Raw genomic sequence first — 16,307 nt, 5'->3', positions numbered from 1 at the left:
GATGTGAAACCATTCTGGAGAGCAAGGCACGATCGCGCGATCTTCCTTTATCCTTGCGGTGTGGTTTTCAGGAAACGGTATGGATAAATATGTGGAAGTTTTGCCCGATCTAACGACGCTGGTAGAGCGATCGCGGCAAATCGTCGTTCAGAAACTACAAGCGGCGATCGCTGAACGGGGAATGGCGACGATCGCGCTGGCAGGTGGCGGTACTCCCAAACCCTTGTACGAAAAGCTGGCGAGTGAATCGTTGCCGTGGGATAAAGTGCACATTTTTTGGGGCGATGAGCGCTACGTTTCTCCAGATCACCCAGACAGTAACCAGCGAATGGCCCGATTAGCCTGGTTAGATAAAGTAGACATCCCATCAAAAAACATTCATCCGATGCCGACTGATGAAGACGATCCGGCGATCGCGGCTCAAAAACACGCAGCCGAACTGCAAGAATTTTTTCAGACTCAATCGGGTGAATTTCCATCCCTGGATGTGATCTTGCTAGGAATCGGTGATGATGCTCATACGGCTTCGCTGTTTCCTCACACAGACGCATTGCAGGTGTGCGATCGCCTAATCACTGTAGGCAACAAAGACGGTCAGCCGCGTATCACCTTTACCATTCCTCTAATCAATCAAGCGGGTACCGTTCTTTTTATGGTGGCCGGAGCTAACAAACAGTCTGCGCTGGCTCAGATTTTTGCGCCCGTTGCGGATGGAAACACCTATCCTGCCCGGTTTATTCAAGCCCAAGCGGAATTGTGGTGGCTCCTCGATCGACCCGCCGGAGAGAACCTGGCAGAGACCTGAATTCTAAGACGTGAATTCTAAATAGAAGGTGACGCAAACTCCTTCCTCTGACCAGTCTTCCTCTATCATTAACTTTGGTGAATGGGGAACCTGCATGATCGTTTGTCCAAATTGTAATCATCAAAATCCGGAGGGTGCCGTTCAGTGTGAGGCTTGTTATACGCCCCTTCCGGCAACGATGCAATGTCCAAACTGTGGCGCGACCGTCCAGGCAGATGCTAGCTTTTGTGGTCAGTGCGGCTTTAATTTGAGGACAGCCACCATGAGTCAGAGCCATCCGGAAACGCCCGACCCGATCGTGAATCTACCCCCGGATTCGATCGACCTCGATCCCCTGGTTCCCCCCGACCCTTTAGTCGTTTCTCCTGAAATGTCACCCAATCCTTCCCCCGTCGCCTCTGAGCCTGAAGAAGCAGTTATGGCTCCGATTCCTGTCACGCCCGTTGCCTCCAGTGCCACTCAGCTACAGCAACAAAGCGCCAAACTGCTTCACATTCAAACCGATGTGGTGATCGAGTTACCGCCTGGTCTACCTGTCGTGCATTTGGGCAAACCCAACGATCGCATTCCACCCGATGTAGATGTGTCTGGCTTTCCTGACTCAGAAATTGTCTCGCGGATTCATGCAGACATTCGCATGGAGGGCGATGCTTATTTTATCGAAGATGTGGGAAGCTCAAACGGCACCTATATCAACAATGCGCCATTACCTTTGGGCAATCGTCATCGACTGCGGGCAGGCGATCGCATCTCTCTGGGTAAAGGAGACAAGGTTTCGTTCTTGTTTCAGTTATCCTAAGTCTGCGTTTGTTTCGTTTACCCACGGTATCTTTAGTAACTTCGGCAATCTGATTGGATGATTCTGGGCTAATTTAGATGGATGACTGTTTTCTTTTTAGATTTTTTCATTCATCACAGCTTTAGAATCAAAAGCCTCTCAGGTTGCCCTTTGGTTTGTCTGCCTCTTCATGCTCTCCAGCGAACGTGATTACTCTGACCCTGCTGCACCCCGTCCAGTTAACGCCCGTTCAATGTTGGACTTTTGAGGATGAATCTGTCATTCGCATTGGTCGAGCAACGGATAATCACGTTGTCCTCTACAGTGCGGTGGTTTCTCGGTATCACGTAGAAATCCAGTGTGACAGTGCGGTTTGGGCTGTCTTGAGTCTGGGTGCTAATGGTACGTATGTCGATGGCAAACGCATTGAGCAGGTGCCAATTAAGAATGGGATGATCATTCGTCTGGCGCGATCGGGCCCCAATATTCAGATTCATGTCGGCGTGTCTGCTCGTGCTGAAGCGAAAAAGATCACGGGAGAACGGACGCTTTCTCAGCGACTCAAGCCTGATTTAGAAGAACACTCGCCCGAAAGAGAGTCTACTCAACCGTTGAATTCGGCCGCAGTTGGGGCACAACTTCCCGATCGTAAGACCGCAATGGAGCCACCTCAGCTAAATGTGGTCTGTGCCCACACTCGCAAAACGCCCGATCTGAGATTCTGTATTGATTGTGGTGCGCCGCTCAGAATTCAGCAGGTGATTGGCGAGTATCAGGTGGTCAAACTGCTGGGACAGGGCGGCATGGGCAGCACTTATCTGGTCTGGCGAGATGGTAAGCATCTGGTTCTCAAAACGCTGAACGATCGCTGGCTGGGTGAGCGTAAGGCAGTGGAGCTATTTGAGCGTGAATCCTTTGTTCTCAAACAGCTAAAGCATCCGGGAATTCCTGAGTGGCGAGACTTCTTTATCAAAGCGGGACAGCCGTATTTGGTGATGGAGATGATCTATGGGCGATCGCTGCATCAGCAGGTGAGCAAGTGGGGTGCGGTGCCCCAAAAGCAAGCGATCGCTTGGGTGCTAGAAATCTGCAACATTCTGGAATATTTGCATGGACGGTCAGTTTTGCATCGTGACATTAAGCCAGAGAATTTGATTCGGCGATCGGTGCCTACGGCTTTTCATGAGGTGACGCTGATTGATTTTGGAGCGGTGCGGCTTTTGGGCTTGCAGTCGGGGACGCGCATCGGTTCGCTCGGCTATACGGCTCCTGAGCAACAAAAGGGCATTGCGACTCCTGCATCTGATTTGTACTCATTAGGGACGACGCTGGCGTTTTTACTATCAGGACAAGAACCAGAGGCGTTTTATCGCTACCGAGAACAGGGACATCGCTTTTATCCCGAATATGTGCCAGGTTTGACGACGGAGATTGCTCAGGTGATCCGCAAATTGACGAACCCAGAGGCGAACGATCGCTACCAGTCTGCCCAAGAAGTTGCAGAAGCATTGCGAGAGATCGGATGAGAATGCTGGGCGAAACGAGTTAAAATCGTCTGCCTGGACATTTTTATATTTTCATGAAAATTGCAACCTGGAATGTGAACTCGGTTCGGACGCGCCTGGAGCAGGTGACGCATTGGCTTCAAGAGAATCCGGTTGACGTGCTGTGTCTTCAAGAGACGAAGGTCGTGGATGAGCTATTTCCGCGATCGTCCTTCACGGATCTGGGCTATGAAACTTATATTTATGGTCAAAAAAGCTACAACGGGGTGGCGCTGGTCAGCCGATCGCCACTGTCAGATGTGAGGATGGGCTTTGGGGCCGTTTTGCCAGATGTGGGTGATTTGGATGAGCAAAAGCGGGTGATCATGGGCGTTGTAGACGGCGTTCGAGTAGTGAATTTGTATGTGCCCAATGGATCGGCGATCGACAGTGACAAATACGTTTACAAACTGCACTGGTTAAAAGTTCTGCGCGAATACTTGCAGGTATTACTACAACAGTCCAGCAGTCTATTGGTGTGTGGAGATTTTAATATTGCGCTAGAAGATATCGACATTCACGACCCCAAAAATCGTCAGAAACAAGTGATGGCAACCGATGCAGAACGGGATGCCCTGCGGAATGTTTTGTCCTTGGGACTGTCGGATGCGTTTCGCAAATTTACTTCAGAAGGCGGCAACTTTAGCTGGTGGGACTATCGGACGGGTGCCTTTCGGCGCAATGCAGGCTGGCGAATTGATCACCACTACCTGACCCCGGATTTGTATGAGCGATCGACGAGCTGCACGATCGACACCACCCCTCGCAACCTCACCCAACCCAGCGATCACACGCCTGTCATCGTCGAACTTTAAGTTGAACTTTAGACCATTAACCGCTACCAATAAGAAGTCACAACAGGCAATGATATGTTTTTAGTCACGGGCGCAACAGGTGGATTGGGTCGTCGAATTGTGCGATCGCTGCGAGAGCAAGATTTGGCGGTCAGAGCGTTTGTACGCTTGATGTCAAACTATGCCGAACTGGAAAATCGTGGGGCAGACGTTTTTATTGGTGACTTGTCCAGAGATCGCGATATTCAAAAAGCCGTTCAAAATGTGCACTATGTGATCAGCGCCCACGGGGGAGAAAGTGAATCGATTAACTATCGCGCCAATATTGAACTAATCGATCGCTCCCTCGAATCAGGCGTTGAGCATTTTGTGTTTATTTCTGTGTTGGGAGTCGATCGTGGCTATGAGGATGCGCCTGTGTTCAAAGCCAAGCGAGAAGTTGAGAAGTATTTACAAAACAGTGGGTTGAATTATACGATTCTGCGACCTGCGGGGTTTTCGTCCAATTTGCTGCCTCTCGCTGAACAGTTTCGCCGCACGGGAACCTATCTGCTGATTGGAGATCCTCAAAGTCGCACATCGATCGTGAGTACCGATGATTTGGCAAAAATTGCGATCGCCTCCGTCTCAGTCGAGGGTGCCAAAAATCAGATCTTGCCCGTGGGCGGCCCAGAAGTTTTGCAGCGTCAGGATGTTCCTCGGATCTTTGGGCGAGTCTTTGACCGTGAACCCATTCTGATCAATCCGCCTCTTCTCGCCTTTGACGGCATTCGCAATGTGGTTGGACTATTCAATCCAAAAGTCCGGGAATCTTTGGGAACGTTGAGAGCGCTGCTGGCAAATGAGTATTTTTGTACGCCTGCGGAAGTTGAACGGATCGAATCACTGTTTGATTTGAAGTTGGAGACGTTAGAAAGTTTTTTACGACGCTATGTGAGTAATTAAACGCCGATCTCTTCGAGTTACCCGCAAGGGGTCGCTATTCCCAGTAGTATTGCGACGATCGCTCCAATTAGTGTATTCAAAACGTTCACAAATTCATTCGTCAGCCAGTCAAACTTCGACTGCAATGTAGCTCCGATTACGCTTTCTAGATTGGTTGCAATAAAAGCGGCAATGATACAAAATCCGACTCCGATCGGGGAAATCATGCCCACAGCCCAAGCGAGGAAAGCGATGGCGACGGATGCGACAATTCCTGCAAGTGTCCCTTCTAAACTGACGGCTCCTTCTGTCCCTCGTGGCACAGGTTGTAGCGTTGTGATCAAAAAAGTGCGCTGCCCATACGCTTTACCGATTTCGCTGGCGCAAGTGTCAGAAAGTTTTGTACAAAAGCTGGCCACATAGCCCAACAGCAAGACGGGAATGAATTGAGGCTGTTGTGCAAGTTGTAATGCCAAAACGCCCAACGCGCACAAGGTTGCCGTCAAAGCCGACCCCCAGACGTTTTCAGGGCCGCGGGCACCCGATCGCTTTTCTGCAATTCCCATCGCCTCTTTTTGCGCCTTGCCGACAAAGGTAATGCCCGACCCGACTAAGAAGTAAAACCCAACGATCACATACCCCTGCCAGCCCAAAATGCCCCAGACAATCACACCCAATATCCAGGCATGAATCACACCCGCTAAAGTCAAAAGTTTCTTAGGAGCAAACCAAACGATCGTCAGCAAGACCGTATTAATCGCAACAGCGATCACCCAGGGAGTGAGGAGTGAGGAGTGAAGAGTGAGGAGTGAGGGCATCGGTGATTAGAAAATTCGCGATAATTTATTGTGACACCCCTCAACTTGGAATTCACCTCTCATGACTTCTCCTGTTTTATTTCACTTAGCCTTCCCAGTGAGCGATATTGGTCAGACTAAGGAATTTTATGTGGATGGGTTGGGCTGTGGGTTGGGGCGAGAAAGCGCTCAGGCTGTGATTCTCAATCTCTATGGACATCAGCTTGTCGCCCACTTGACTGAGGAACCGTTGACCACTCAAAAGGGCATTTATCCACGTCACTTTGGGCTGGTGTTTACGGAGCGATCGGACTGGCAAACTCTTCTAGAACGAGTCCAGCAAAAGCAGCTTGCGCTCTACCAGCAGCCCAAAGAGCGCTTTCCCGGAACGCCCCTCGAACATCGCACCTTTTTTCTCTCAGACCCCTTTTCAAATCTGATGGAGTTTAAGCACTACGCTCACAGTTCGGCTGTTTTTGGCGATCGTCAACTGGCGCAAATTGGCGATCGCTAACGGACATCGGTTGTCACCTTCTCCCCGCGCACGGGTTCTTTGAGCGCATTGACCACCGCTTCTAAGCCTTTTGAGTCGGTCACCATCCAGGCATGAAGCGGCACATTCACCTGGATCGCCTTTCCGACGGGGAGTTGAGAACTGCTGGCTGGCACGATCATTAAATCCATCGGTGTCCAAACAGAGGTGAAATTTAGCCGATCCAACATCTGCACATCTCGATTTAAATCATTGAGAAATGAACTGTCAGGACGCATCTGCACACAGCCTGGACGCTGAGAGAGATAGGCGACGATCGTGCCCTTGTGGGGAGAGGAGATCGTAACAAACCGCTGAACGCGATCGAGTCCTCCCAATCGCTGCACATAATATCGGCTAACCACACCCCCCATGCTAAAGCCCACCAGATCAAAGGACTGACCTTTGGGCAAAGTCGTCTCGACAAATTCGGCAAGCTGTTGGGCTAGATAATCAAGGGGGCGATCGCCATTCGACGGAATCAAATCCAGGCTATAGACATTCCAGCCGTGGGTCGCCAGATACTTGGTCATGGTTCTAAAAATCGCCGTCGTGTCGGTCAATCCATGCACTAGCACAACGGGATTGCGAGAGTCTACGGTAGTCATTCTTGAGAAAGGTGATTTTGGGTAAGCAGTTCATCATCAGATCACTAGCTTAGTAGAATCCCTCGATCGTTGCGGTTAGGTCGAGGACAGCGTTTGAAATGGCATGACGCGAGAGCTAACCTATCAGGCAACTAACCCCAAACGCGATGGCATAATCTTTCTCAAGGGGTTTCAAAAGTCAGAGCGAGAATCATCGAAGGCGCGATCGTCACGGTGATCATTACCTTTTGCGCTGGCCATTCTGTTTCTATTCAAGACGCACAACGGCTAGACATAAACGCTCCTAACACTTTCTGGCTTTCTTTAAGGCGTTGCTGATTGGAGGGATAAATCTGTGGGAAGTGTCCATCTTTTCGCCCCCTAAATCCCCCAAAATTGGGGGACTTTGAACCTTGGGTTTCCCGCCGCTTTGGGGCAATTCATCCCCTGATTCAGCAACGCCTTCAAAATAGTCTGTAGCTGGCGGAGAAATACACACCATCTTCTTGTAGAGTGCGTTTTTCTCCAGAAATTGACAGCAGTGGAATCCCCCAATCAAGCCTTGCGGTGAAGCGATCGCCCGCCTGCAATCGTAAGCCCAACCCCACCGATGCTAAAGTACTGTCTTCTGGATTGGGCCTGCCCGATCGATTCCAACCTGTCCCAAAATCGACAAAGGGCGTGAGTTGTAGCAGTAGATTTGATCTGGGCGCTCTAAAAATGGGGACGCGCACTTCTGCTGAGGCAAACAACCCGTTATCGGTCAGCAACGCATCTTGACGATAGCCCCGCACACTGTCTTGTCCACCCAGCCCAAACTGCTCAAACGGTAAGAGCGTTCGATCCGCCAGTTGCAGATCCGATCGCACCAATAGCAGCGTATCGGGAGCCAACAATCTCACCCATTGCGCCTGACCTCGCCACGCCAAAAATCGACTATCGGGAGCCGTCTCGTTGATTGTAGAACCTAGCGCATTCAAGCCCAAACTAAACTGTGATCGAACTGCAAACACCGATCGACTACTGCGCTGCGTCCATTCTTGAAAGAATCTCAGGGCGGTGAGTTTGGTTTCTCCCTCGTCGTCTGCACCCAAAGCAGGGAAAGGAATTTCACCATCCAAAAGGGTTGCTTTACTTTCTCGTCGCGTTGCCGTTAAGCCGATCGCCAATTCCTGAGTCGGTTTCTGAATAATTGGCTGACGATAGGTTAATTCGTAGTAGCGAGAAGCCGATTCGATATCCAAAATGTCAAACGGACGCTCAATCACCTTGCTCGACGAAATGCCAAAGTCAAAGCTGAGAGTGCCATTGCGCGGGTTGATCGGCAATGTATAGCTAATGTCTCCCGAATTGCTGCCATTGGTATTGGTGTAAGCCACACTCAAGCCATCTCCCAGACCGAGCAGATTAGCTTCACTGAGTCGAATCTGACGGCGATTGGTGCCCACACTGGGCGATCGAGAGTTATCCAACGTTACTTGAGCCGCAAAGGTCTTGGCTTCGGTCACTTTGACTTCGAGCAAGCTTTGTCCGGGTGTGGTTCCGGCTGAGAGTTCTGCTGACAGATTTTGAATCAGTGGATTGAGCTGTAATAGCTGCAACGCTTCGAGGAGTTTGGCGCGATTAAGGGGTTTGCGAGTCGCGATCGCAACTCGGCTTCTCACGTAATTAGGAGCCAATCGCCCCGATCCGGTTACTTTGATGTCTTCTAGTCCGCCCTCGACGACGCGAATCTCAACCACTCCTGCCTCAAGCTTTTGCGGAGGAATAAATGCGCCTGATGTGATGTAACCACGATCGACATAAAACTTGGTCACCGCATCCCGCACTTGAAACAACTCCGCCAGCGAAATGGGTCGCTTGGTAAACGGCTCTGTCACTTTGGCAAAGTCTGCCGCCTCAAACACGGTGCTGCCCGTGACTTTAAACTCCTGCACCGTAATGGATTGGGGCGTGTCTTCAGAAGGTGTTTCTCCGGGCGTGGGAGCGGTGGGCGCAAGCAACTCGGCGGGAGGTGGCAGACGGGGAGGCGCTTCGGGGAGAGGCTGAGGTTGGGTTGAGGGCGGCTGTGGCTCACGAGGAAGGGGATTGTCCGCAGGTGGCAGTTGAGCGCTGATCACCTGAGTCGTTGCAAATTGCAGGCTCAAACTCGCGACCAAAACAGAGAAACCGAGAGAAACCGGGTAGCGACGGGCAAAGTTGGGGGACATGGCAGGAGAAAGAGTGACCAAAGTGAATGAACCGTCGCCTTCGCTCCCTTAGTTAGCTATCAGAATGATGTAATTTCCATCAGTAATTCAGGGTGAGAATTCAACACTGGGATTGAAAGTAGGGTCTAGGTTCGAGTCAATGCTTCCCTGAGAGAGATTACTTCTAACGTGGCTCTAGAGCGGACATTGCTCCACTGATTATATTTGATTAGATCAGACTAAAAAAATAAGTGGAAGATCCCACCGTTTGGACATTCTTCTTCCTCGCTTTGATCGTTAGACTTGAGGATATTTTTGAACGATCGGGCCCTCTCTACCTCATGCGAATTGTTTTCCCATTGGCGATTTTGCTCGGCTTTTTACTGCTGCAAGGTCAGGCCGCTCCGCAATCCACTTCACTACCAAAAAGAACTGCAATGGATCTTGATCAATATCAGTGGAAAAATCGCCTCCTACTGATCTTTGCGCCTTCTGAAAGCAGTGCTGACTATCGATCGCAGCTTCAGTTTCTCAAGGCTCAACAGTCTCAACTGGTTGATCGCAATCTATTACTGATTCGAGTCTTTAAAGAAACTGGCTTTGTTGGAGATCAGGCGATCAACTCGGAGGCGATCGCTCAACTGAGAAAGCGTTACGGCATTCAATCAGACGAGTTTCGCATCATTCTGGTGGGCAAAGATGGCACCGAAAAGCGACGAGAAACGGCTCCTACTGCGATGAATGCAATCTACCGCCAAATTGATCAAATGCCGATGCGCCGACAAGAGATGAGCGATCGTGCTAACTAGATGGCGCTTTCGCTTCGATGTTCAATGCTTCTGCTCCCCAAGCTGCTAATTCTGTGGCCTTAAGAGATTCGCTGTGTTTTTATGATAGTTATTGGACGGGCTGCGATCGGGGGGACTGTGATTCGTTGACGAGGCGATCGACCAGACTGGGCGGGGTGGCCTGGCGAAAGGCTCCGCAGTAGTGCATTGTCAAAACGGCTTTGAAAGCCCAATGATTAGCGGGCACATCGCTAAAGGGGTTAGGTAAAGTTTCAGCGCGATTTTGGACACAGGCTTCGAGAATCTGACGCTGATTGGGCTGAGATTGAGCGGTGTCTTGGGGCTGATTTTCGGCTCTGACGGGAGCAATCAGGGCGATCGTCATCAGAGCAGCGGTAGACAAAACTTTGAATTTCATCACAAACTAAAGAGCGAATTGAGGACTTGTCCCTGTTATATCAATTCACAACCCCAATAGGCTGAAAACTACAGCGGCGAGCCATAATGCTCTAACCAATCAAAAATCTCGTCTAGCTGTGGGAGTGTAATCAAACCATACTTCCAAAGGGTCATTGGCAATAGACTAGGGGTTTGCTCAGAATGCTCTAGTGCCAGCGCGATCGAGGCTTGAGACAGTCCCAGTTCGTCGGTCAAAAATTGGATGAGGGGATGAGTTAATAACTTCATAGGGGCACCCTGCGAAAACAAGACTACAGGATAGCAGACAGTTCCTCTACAAGCTGCACGTTTCCTTTACGAAATGCGTAGAGCAAGCGATCGAGGGCACCTTGTTCTTCTGGATCGAGCAAATCATTAACCAGGGCTGTTCTAATGGTGTAGCGATCGCCGATCGTCAGTTTGCCCGTAGAGGCAGCGTCGGCGTAGAGTTCAGAAATTGCACCTGGAAGGAGATCGCCAGCAATCATCGGGAACCTGTTGGGAATGTGATGTTATTAGTATCAGCTTGCGGCTGTTAAATTTCGGTGACAAGTTAGACACGCAGGTGTGACATTTTGTGAGCGATCGAGTGATATTCATCACGTCTCCCCTTTGAAAACTCAGTAAGAGGAATTTTTATGACGGTGACTAACGCATCAACCGGGTTATATCTTCCCAATCCTGATCTGGTTAAAACGGCCACGGCGGCCATTGACACGTTTGAGAAGTCGAGCGCACCGAGCAAATGGGTGTTTTTGGACAAGGCGACGATTATTAGAGAAATGCGATCGCGGGTCAGTGATCCGTTTCAAATCAATCAAGGAGGACAACCGTTTTGTGGGCCGGCCGCGGTCTTGTTTGAGCTAGTCAGAAAGCAACCGTTGCGCTATGTGCAAATCTGCCAAAGCCTGTTTGAGTCAGGAGGACTACAAGCGACGACCCGCTGGATTTCGGCTTCTGACAATCTGCGTCAGGCTAGTCGCGGCGACCTCAAAATGGGGCAGGCTGATTGGATGGTGTTGGCAACGCTGCGCGAGTCTGAAAATATGTTGTTTCCCGTTGAGCCAAACGCACCAGAAATGATTCGCAACATCGCGGGCATGACCAAATCCTGGGAGATGCGCGGCTGGATTCGTGAAATTCTCGGCTACCGCAAGTCAGAGTATTATCACGCCTACCTGATGAATGATGTTAGTGCCTTAAATCAGAGTGCGATCGCCATCCAATCAGGCGGTGTCGCTTTGATGTTGGTCACTGCTGAAGGCATGTTGCAGAACAATCCGCCGCCGATTCCGTTTCCGAGTCATTGGGTCGTGCTATTGGGTGGCGTGGTAGTGGGAGAGCGCATCAGCTTTGATCTTTACACCTGGTCAAAAAAACTCCATCTCGACATGGATGTACCTTCGTTCAAGAAGTACTTTTGGGCCAGCGTCACGGGAGCGCCTTAGGGTAGGGATGTTGGACGGGAGACGTTGGACAGGAGACATTGGACGGAAGACGTTGGACAGGAGACGTTGGATAAAACAAATTTGAGAACTTTCGATCTAAGGAGATTTCTAGCAGAGAAGTTACCAATCTTGGGAAGCCTCCTAAATCCCCCGCGAGTGAGGGACTTTGAACCAGAATTTCTCTCTAAAAGTCCCCCAAAATTGGGGGTTGGGGGGCTGCCTGGATTAACAACCGTAGCGAAAGAATTCAGCGAATTCACGTAAATTCACGTCGATTTACTGCATCGGATCAAACACCATTTGGGGAACCAGCAGAATGTTATCAAACGATTCGACCTGCTGTGCGATGCCCAAAAATCGATCGTCCTCATGGCGAATTTGCACGATCGACGGATGACTAACTCTGGCGGCTGAGTGCTGATTGGTCAAATTGATCAAAACTTCATCGGTGGCTACTTTTTGACCCCAACACCAGCGTTGAGCCGTTTCCGCAGACAGGGTGACGATCGGCACATGAGACAGCGCCACCTCCGGCGACAGGGGAGAAAATTGGCCCGCTTCAATCTGAGCCGCTAACGCCTCGATCGTCAAACTCTCTGACAGCACAAACCCACTGCTTTCTGTGCGAATGAGAGCTGCCAACGTCGCGCCCGTCTGCAAAGCGGCTCCCAAATCACGGGCGATCGCTCGAATATACGTCCCCGGGCCACAGGCGATCGCCAACTCCAATTCTGGAAAATCACCCGACCGCCAATCCAGCACTTCGATTTGATGAACTTCGACTGATCGGGCAGCCACGTCGATCGCTTGTCCCGATCGGGCCAGATCATACAGCCGCTTTCCCTGCACCTGAATCGCACTGTAATTAGGCGGCACCTGCTGAATCTTGCCCGCAAACTGAGGTAACTGCGCTTTGACGCTTTCCAACGTAAGGTCAGGAACGGCTCGACGAGTCAAAACCTCCCCTTCCAAATCGTCTGTAGCGGTTGTGATTCCTAACCGAATCGTGGCCCGATAGGCTTTGTCTTGCCGCAAATATTGAAGTAGTCGAGTCGCACGACCGAGGGCGATCGGTAACACACCCGTCGCAGCCGGATCGAGGGTGCCCGCATGTCCGACTCGCTTGGTGTTGAGCAGCCGTCGCACTTTGGCCACACAATCATGAGACGTAAAGCCAGCAGGTTTGTTGAGATTTATAAAACCATTCACAAGCAAAATCTACACAGGGACAATTAATCAAACTCAGGTGCCCAAAGATCAGAAATCTGCACTTCCCAACCTGGAAGCAGATCGGGAATGGTCAACGTCTCGCCATCATGCAGGACGACGGCATCCTGATGAGCGCGACGAATTTCAAGCGATCGACCTTCAGGATTGATCAAGATTCCTACTCTAGTTCCCAGGGTGAGGAATTGATCGATTTTGTTTCTCAACTTGGTCAGACTGTCACTCGGAGACTCCACCTCGACCATCAGATCCGGGGCCAACTCAGCAAACGATCGGGGACTTCGGCGCAGTCGATCGGCTTGCACAAACGAAACATCTGGGGCACGAGTATCAGAATTGGGCAACACAAATCCAGCGCTCGACCCCGTGACTCGGCCCAGTTTTTGAGGTCTGACCCAATTTCGCAACTGAGCGCCAAACTCAAACGCCACTTCGTCTGATTCGTAGCCCGATGGACTCCTGACAATAATTTCTCCAGAAACCAATTCCATCTTTAAGTCGGGATGCTCTCCCTGAAGCATTTCTAAATCCTGGATAGTGAGCAATATATGACCTCCCAACGGTGAAGTTGTGCGGCGGCAGATAACCTCGAACTCACACCGATAACCTCTATACCATCCGCACCAACGTATTGTTAGACCGCTGCCAACTACTCTCGATCAAGCCAGTATTGTGGTCTACGCTTGTGGTGCGCTACTGCCAAAATACGAATCTGGTCATCTTCTAACAAGCGATACAAGAGAGAGTGGGGGAACTTGGGTAAAGTTAGACGACGCACAGAGCCTCGAACTTTGGAACCAGCTTCAGGATACCGTGTGAGAAAGTTGACTGCGTTTTCTACTTCTTCTAGGTACTCTAGCCCAAGCCCAACTCTTTGCTCCTCATAATAGATCGCGGAGTCAAGTAACTCTTGTTCCGCTAGTGGATGAAGTACGACGTTTTTCATTGCAAAGACGCACGAATTCGCTGAAATACTTGTTGAGCAGGAACTCCAGCAGTTTGCCCGTCATCCATTGCCCGATCGCGTAGTTCAGCTTCATCAGCCCAGACAGATGCGACTTCTTGATCAATTTCATTGCTCTGACCCAAATGCTCCAAGAGCCGAGCTAATAATGTTGCTTGAGTGTCTCTCGGTAGGGAAAGGACTTCAGCTTCAAGATTTTCAAGTGTCATGGCTATTTAGAGATTCGATAATGAACTGCATTCATTGTATTTGGACTTAAGGATTCTGCGTGATTAGACAAGCCACTTATGCTGAAGGCTTTTCAAATTCGCCGATTAAATTCCCGCATATGGGTTCCTTGATGCAGTGTCCCCAAATCTCCTTCTGCCGACATCCCATAAACTTTGGAACTCACGCCAAATTCCTCGCGGCTTCCATCAGCAAATTCAAAAGTCATGTAGTAATGGGTAGAAGTTGTATCGCTCCAACCTGAGACGCGCGAACGCTTGCCAACAACGCGGGCTTCTCTGGCAAGACGAGGTGAGGAAGCATTGCGGATGGAAGTTGTGATTAAAGAAGCGATTGTATAGAATAAGAGTCCTATGAACAGGAGAAATATACAAAAGATAAAGATTTCCATAGTCTAATTTCTACGTATGCGATTGCTCTCCATTAAAACCTCTCAACCACATCCTAACCGAGAACCTTGCTGAACTTGGACATCGAATCTTACAAATGAAATTTCTCTATCTCCCAACAGAGAACTCAAGCGGTCTAACAAAGGTTTGGTTTGACTGAGCTTCTTTTATTTTGCGATCTGGTCGGCAGTCAGCGATCGAATCAGGCTCAACCGCAAGGGCCCCTGACTGAGAATGCTTGTGTAGGCGGCAGATAGATAAGGACGATAGCTGGGCTGATTGGCGATGTAGGTTTGAAAAAAGGCCAGACTGAGCGCATTTGTGTAGCGACGAGCGACCGCAGGAGTCGGGCCCACCACATCAGGCGGCAAAACAAACGCATCATTTTTGGAGTCTGCCAGGGCTGAGAAATGAGTCGCCCGATCGATGAGAACCAGATAGCGATCGACGGTCTGTAACCAGGTAAAAGGAATAATCTGTTCGGGTAGCGCCGGAGCAACCGTGTCTGCGTTCCCGCCAATTATCATGGTAGGAATTTTAATTTGGTTGAGACCTGCTTGACCCAAAATGCCACTGTTCACCGGATTCATGGCAATGATCGCTTTGACTCGCGGATCAGACAGATCGTAATTGATTTGAGGTAGCGCGATCGCGCGACACTGTAACAGCAGAGAAATATTGAGCGTATCGTCCAGGGCAGTCGGGTTACAGTCCTTTTGTAATTGCTCAAAGTTAATTGAGGCACCTGCCAGGGCAAAGACCGTGTAGCCGCCAAACGATTGTCCAAAAACCCCCACTTCTTGGAGATTGAGCCGTTTGTAACGAGAATCAGACTTTGCAAGGCGAGTCAATTCATCCAGCAGGTATTTAATGTCTAGGGGACGATCGACAAATTCGCTGGGTTCTGCAACGTCATTAGCCACGCCCGCTAACAAGGCCTGAGTTTGTTTGGCACTGCTACCCGGATGTTCGGGAACGGCAACAGCAAACCCATGAGAGGCGAGGTGTTCTGCCAGATATCGGAAGGTTTCTTGATCGGAACCTAACCCATGAGAAATCACAATGACAGGAATCTGCCCGCGACGATCGCCCCGACTCTGCGGCAAATAGACATCGACGGGAAAGATCCGATCGCGTCCCAAAGCCGTGACAAACCCTCGACGGCGATCGATGAGCTTCAGGGTTGTTTTTTGCCAGGGGTAAGGGCCTCTTGTGCCCAAATCGCTGATGCCCTGTAGAGGGGGGGCAGGTTCCTGGGTGGCCAGTTGAGCGATCGTCGTGGTGGCGCGGTTGGTCTGGGAGACAATCTGTTCGAGGTTTCCAGCAATCTCAAGACTCCGCTGCAAATCAATGCGAATTCCGCGGGTAGGAAATTTGCGAAACACATTCAGAGGAGTCAATCCCTGGGGATCGTCGGATGCCAAAATCAGAGCCGCCCGAATCGCAAAAAAACCTGGATCGCGAGACTCTGGCTGAATCACCTGCCCCAATCGTCGCAGCAAAATTTCGCCTTGAGGCGTGTAGAGAAACTGAGAGACGGCGATCGGGGTCAAATCTGCCCGTGCAACCAGGGCTTTTCGCAGGTTTTGCAAATCTTGGGGCTTGGCGTACTGAGCATAAACGAGCAAATCTTCGTCCAGTTCGCCTCTTTGGGCATAAGCTTCGAGCGCAGACACAGAAATCGATCGCTCCAGCAGCCCATAAGATAAGTAGAGCCGTTCGGCGCTGAGTGCCGGGCGAGTCATCAAAACCACGGGCAACAGTCCCCAGCCCATTCGTTTGAGCAATTGACCCGCGGTTCGACGAGTCCGATGAGAAGCGCGATCGTTCATAAAGTGCCCAAGAGTAAGCCGTGAGGGTGATTTCTTAAATTGC

Annotated in this window: 20 protein-coding genes; 8 read left to right on the top strand and 12 right to left on the bottom strand. The window is 50.4% G+C overall.

Annotation, left to right across the window (positions count from 1 at the left end):
- Positions 1–79: 79 nt before the first annotated feature.
- The 5 genes from pgl to ACKFKH_RS22385 all read left to right on the top strand — a co-directional run bounded on the left by pgl (position 80) and on the right by ACKFKH_RS22385 (position 4,866).
- Positions 80–805, top strand: coding sequence for a 6-phosphogluconolactonase (gene pgl / locus ACKFKH_RS22405; protein WP_446860576.1), 726 nt, complete (start codon positions 80–82; stop codon positions 803–805).
- 94 nt (positions 806–899) lie between these two features.
- Positions 900–1,604 (top strand): FHA domain-containing protein, encoded by a 705-nt coding sequence (locus ACKFKH_RS22400; RefSeq protein WP_446860575.1) that lies wholly within the window; start codon positions 900–902, stop codon positions 1,602–1,604.
- Between the two features lie 185 nt (positions 1,605–1,789).
- Entirely contained in the window at positions 1,790–3,109 is a 1,320-nt protein-coding gene (locus ACKFKH_RS22395; protein WP_446860574.1) for a protein kinase domain-containing protein, read from the top strand.
- A gap of 53 nt (positions 3,110–3,162) precedes the next feature.
- Complete coding sequence (gene xth, locus ACKFKH_RS22390; protein WP_446860573.1) at positions 3,163–3,942, top strand: exodeoxyribonuclease III; 780 nt, start codon at positions 3,163–3,165, stop codon at positions 3,940–3,942.
- Positions 3,943–3,996: 54 nt separating this feature from the next.
- The gene (locus tag ACKFKH_RS22385) at positions 3,997–4,866 is read left to right on the top strand and encodes an SDR family oxidoreductase (protein WP_446860572.1); all 870 of its coding nucleotides are present in this window, start codon (positions 3,997–3,999) and stop codon (positions 4,864–4,866) included.
- A 17-nt stretch (positions 4,867–4,883) separates the two neighbouring features.
- Here the strand turns inward: ACKFKH_RS22385 and ACKFKH_RS22380 are convergent, their stop codons facing one another.
- On the bottom strand, positions 4,884–5,663 hold the full coding sequence (locus tag ACKFKH_RS22380; RefSeq protein WP_446860571.1) for a TIGR00297 family protein: 780 nt from the start codon (positions 5,661–5,663) through the stop codon (positions 4,884–4,886).
- A 61-nt stretch (positions 5,664–5,724) separates the two neighbouring features.
- Between ACKFKH_RS22380 and ACKFKH_RS22375 the strand changes: the two genes are divergently transcribed.
- Positions 5,725–6,156 (top strand): VOC family protein, encoded by a 432-nt coding sequence (locus tag ACKFKH_RS22375; RefSeq protein ID WP_446860570.1) that lies wholly within the window; start codon positions 5,725–5,727, stop codon positions 6,154–6,156.
- Here the strand turns inward: ACKFKH_RS22375 and ACKFKH_RS22370 are convergent.
- Together ACKFKH_RS22370 and ACKFKH_RS22365 are read right to left on the bottom strand one after the other, a co-directional pair.
- Positions 6,153–6,782 carry an esterase/lipase family protein gene (locus ACKFKH_RS22370; protein WP_446860569.1) on the bottom strand — a complete coding sequence of 210 codons (630 nt, stop codon included), beginning with the start codon at positions 6,780–6,782 and terminating at the stop codon, positions 6,153–6,155. The two genes, ACKFKH_RS22375 and ACKFKH_RS22370, sit on opposite strands and share 4 nt — an antisense overlap.
- 443 nt (positions 6,783–7,225) lie before the next feature.
- Positions 7,226–8,971: a ShlB/FhaC/HecB family hemolysin secretion/activation protein gene (locus tag ACKFKH_RS22365; RefSeq protein ID WP_446860568.1), complete on the bottom strand. Its 1,746-nt coding sequence runs from the start codon at positions 8,969–8,971 to the stop codon at positions 7,226–7,228.
- A gap of 320 nt (positions 8,972–9,291) precedes the next feature.
- On the opposite strand from ACKFKH_RS22365, the gene ACKFKH_RS22360 reads away from it, so the two are divergent.
- On the top strand, positions 9,292–9,759 hold the full coding sequence (locus ACKFKH_RS22360; protein WP_446860567.1) for a DUF4174 domain-containing protein: 468 nt from the start codon (positions 9,292–9,294) through the stop codon (positions 9,757–9,759).
- A gap of 88 nt (positions 9,760–9,847) precedes the next feature.
- Here the strand turns inward: ACKFKH_RS22360 and ACKFKH_RS22355 are convergent, their stop codons facing one another.
- From ACKFKH_RS22355 to ACKFKH_RS22345, 3 genes are all read right to left on the bottom strand, one after another.
- Positions 9,848–10,156, bottom strand: a complete 309-nt coding sequence (locus ACKFKH_RS22355; RefSeq protein WP_446860566.1) for a hypothetical protein — start codon at positions 10,154–10,156, stop codon at positions 9,848–9,850.
- A 68-nt stretch (positions 10,157–10,224) separates the two neighbouring features.
- Positions 10,225–10,425, bottom strand: coding sequence for a DUF2949 domain-containing protein (locus tag ACKFKH_RS22350; RefSeq protein WP_446860565.1), 201 nt, complete (start codon positions 10,423–10,425; stop codon positions 10,225–10,227).
- Positions 10,426–10,448: 23 nt separating this feature from the next.
- Positions 10,449–10,664, bottom strand: coding sequence for a hypothetical protein (locus tag ACKFKH_RS22345; RefSeq protein ID WP_446860564.1), 216 nt, complete (start codon positions 10,662–10,664; stop codon positions 10,449–10,451).
- A 150-nt stretch (positions 10,665–10,814) separates the two neighbouring features.
- Here ACKFKH_RS22345 and ACKFKH_RS22340 point away from each other — a divergent pair, with 150 nt between their 5' ends.
- On the top strand, positions 10,815–11,624 hold the full coding sequence (locus tag ACKFKH_RS22340; protein ID WP_446860563.1) for a hypothetical protein: 810 nt from the start codon (positions 10,815–10,817) through the stop codon (positions 11,622–11,624).
- Between the two features lie 276 nt (positions 11,625–11,900).
- Here ACKFKH_RS22340 and truB read toward each other — a convergent pair whose 3' ends face one another.
- The 6 genes from truB to ACKFKH_RS22310 form a co-directional block, all read right to left on the bottom strand.
- On the bottom strand, positions 11,901–12,833 hold the full coding sequence (truB, locus tag ACKFKH_RS22335; RefSeq protein WP_446860562.1) for a tRNA pseudouridine(55) synthase TruB: 933 nt from the start codon (positions 12,831–12,833) through the stop codon (positions 11,901–11,903).
- Between the two features lie 23 nt (positions 12,834–12,856).
- Positions 12,857–13,372 carry a Uma2 family endonuclease gene (locus ACKFKH_RS22330; protein WP_446860561.1) on the bottom strand — a complete coding sequence of 172 codons (516 nt, stop codon included), beginning with the start codon at positions 13,370–13,372 and terminating at the stop codon, positions 12,857–12,859.
- Between the two features lie 128 nt (positions 13,373–13,500).
- Positions 13,501–13,797, bottom strand: coding sequence for a type II toxin-antitoxin system RelE/ParE family toxin (locus ACKFKH_RS22325; protein ID WP_446860560.1), 297 nt, complete (start codon positions 13,795–13,797; stop codon positions 13,501–13,503).
- Positions 13,794–14,024 carry an addiction module protein gene (locus ACKFKH_RS22320; RefSeq protein WP_446860559.1) on the bottom strand — a complete coding sequence of 77 codons (231 nt, stop codon included), beginning with the start codon at positions 14,022–14,024 and terminating at the stop codon, positions 13,794–13,796. The genes ACKFKH_RS22325 and ACKFKH_RS22320 overlap by 4 nt, the downstream gene beginning before the upstream one ends.
- 92 nt (positions 14,025–14,116) lie before the next feature.
- Positions 14,117–14,434 (bottom strand): DUF2500 domain-containing protein, encoded by a 318-nt coding sequence (locus tag ACKFKH_RS22315; RefSeq protein ID WP_446860558.1) that lies wholly within the window; start codon positions 14,432–14,434, stop codon positions 14,117–14,119.
- A 165-nt stretch (positions 14,435–14,599) separates the two neighbouring features.
- Positions 14,600–16,264, bottom strand: a complete 1,665-nt coding sequence (locus ACKFKH_RS22310) for an alpha/beta hydrolase (RefSeq protein WP_446860557.1) — start codon at positions 16,262–16,264, stop codon at positions 14,600–14,602.
- Positions 16,265–16,307: the final 43 nt, after the last annotated feature.

This window comes from Phormidesmis sp. 146-20 (assembly GCF_052939475.1).
Note: the sequence above shows the minus strand (reverse complement) of the source record. Positions and strands in the feature narration are given on the sequence as shown.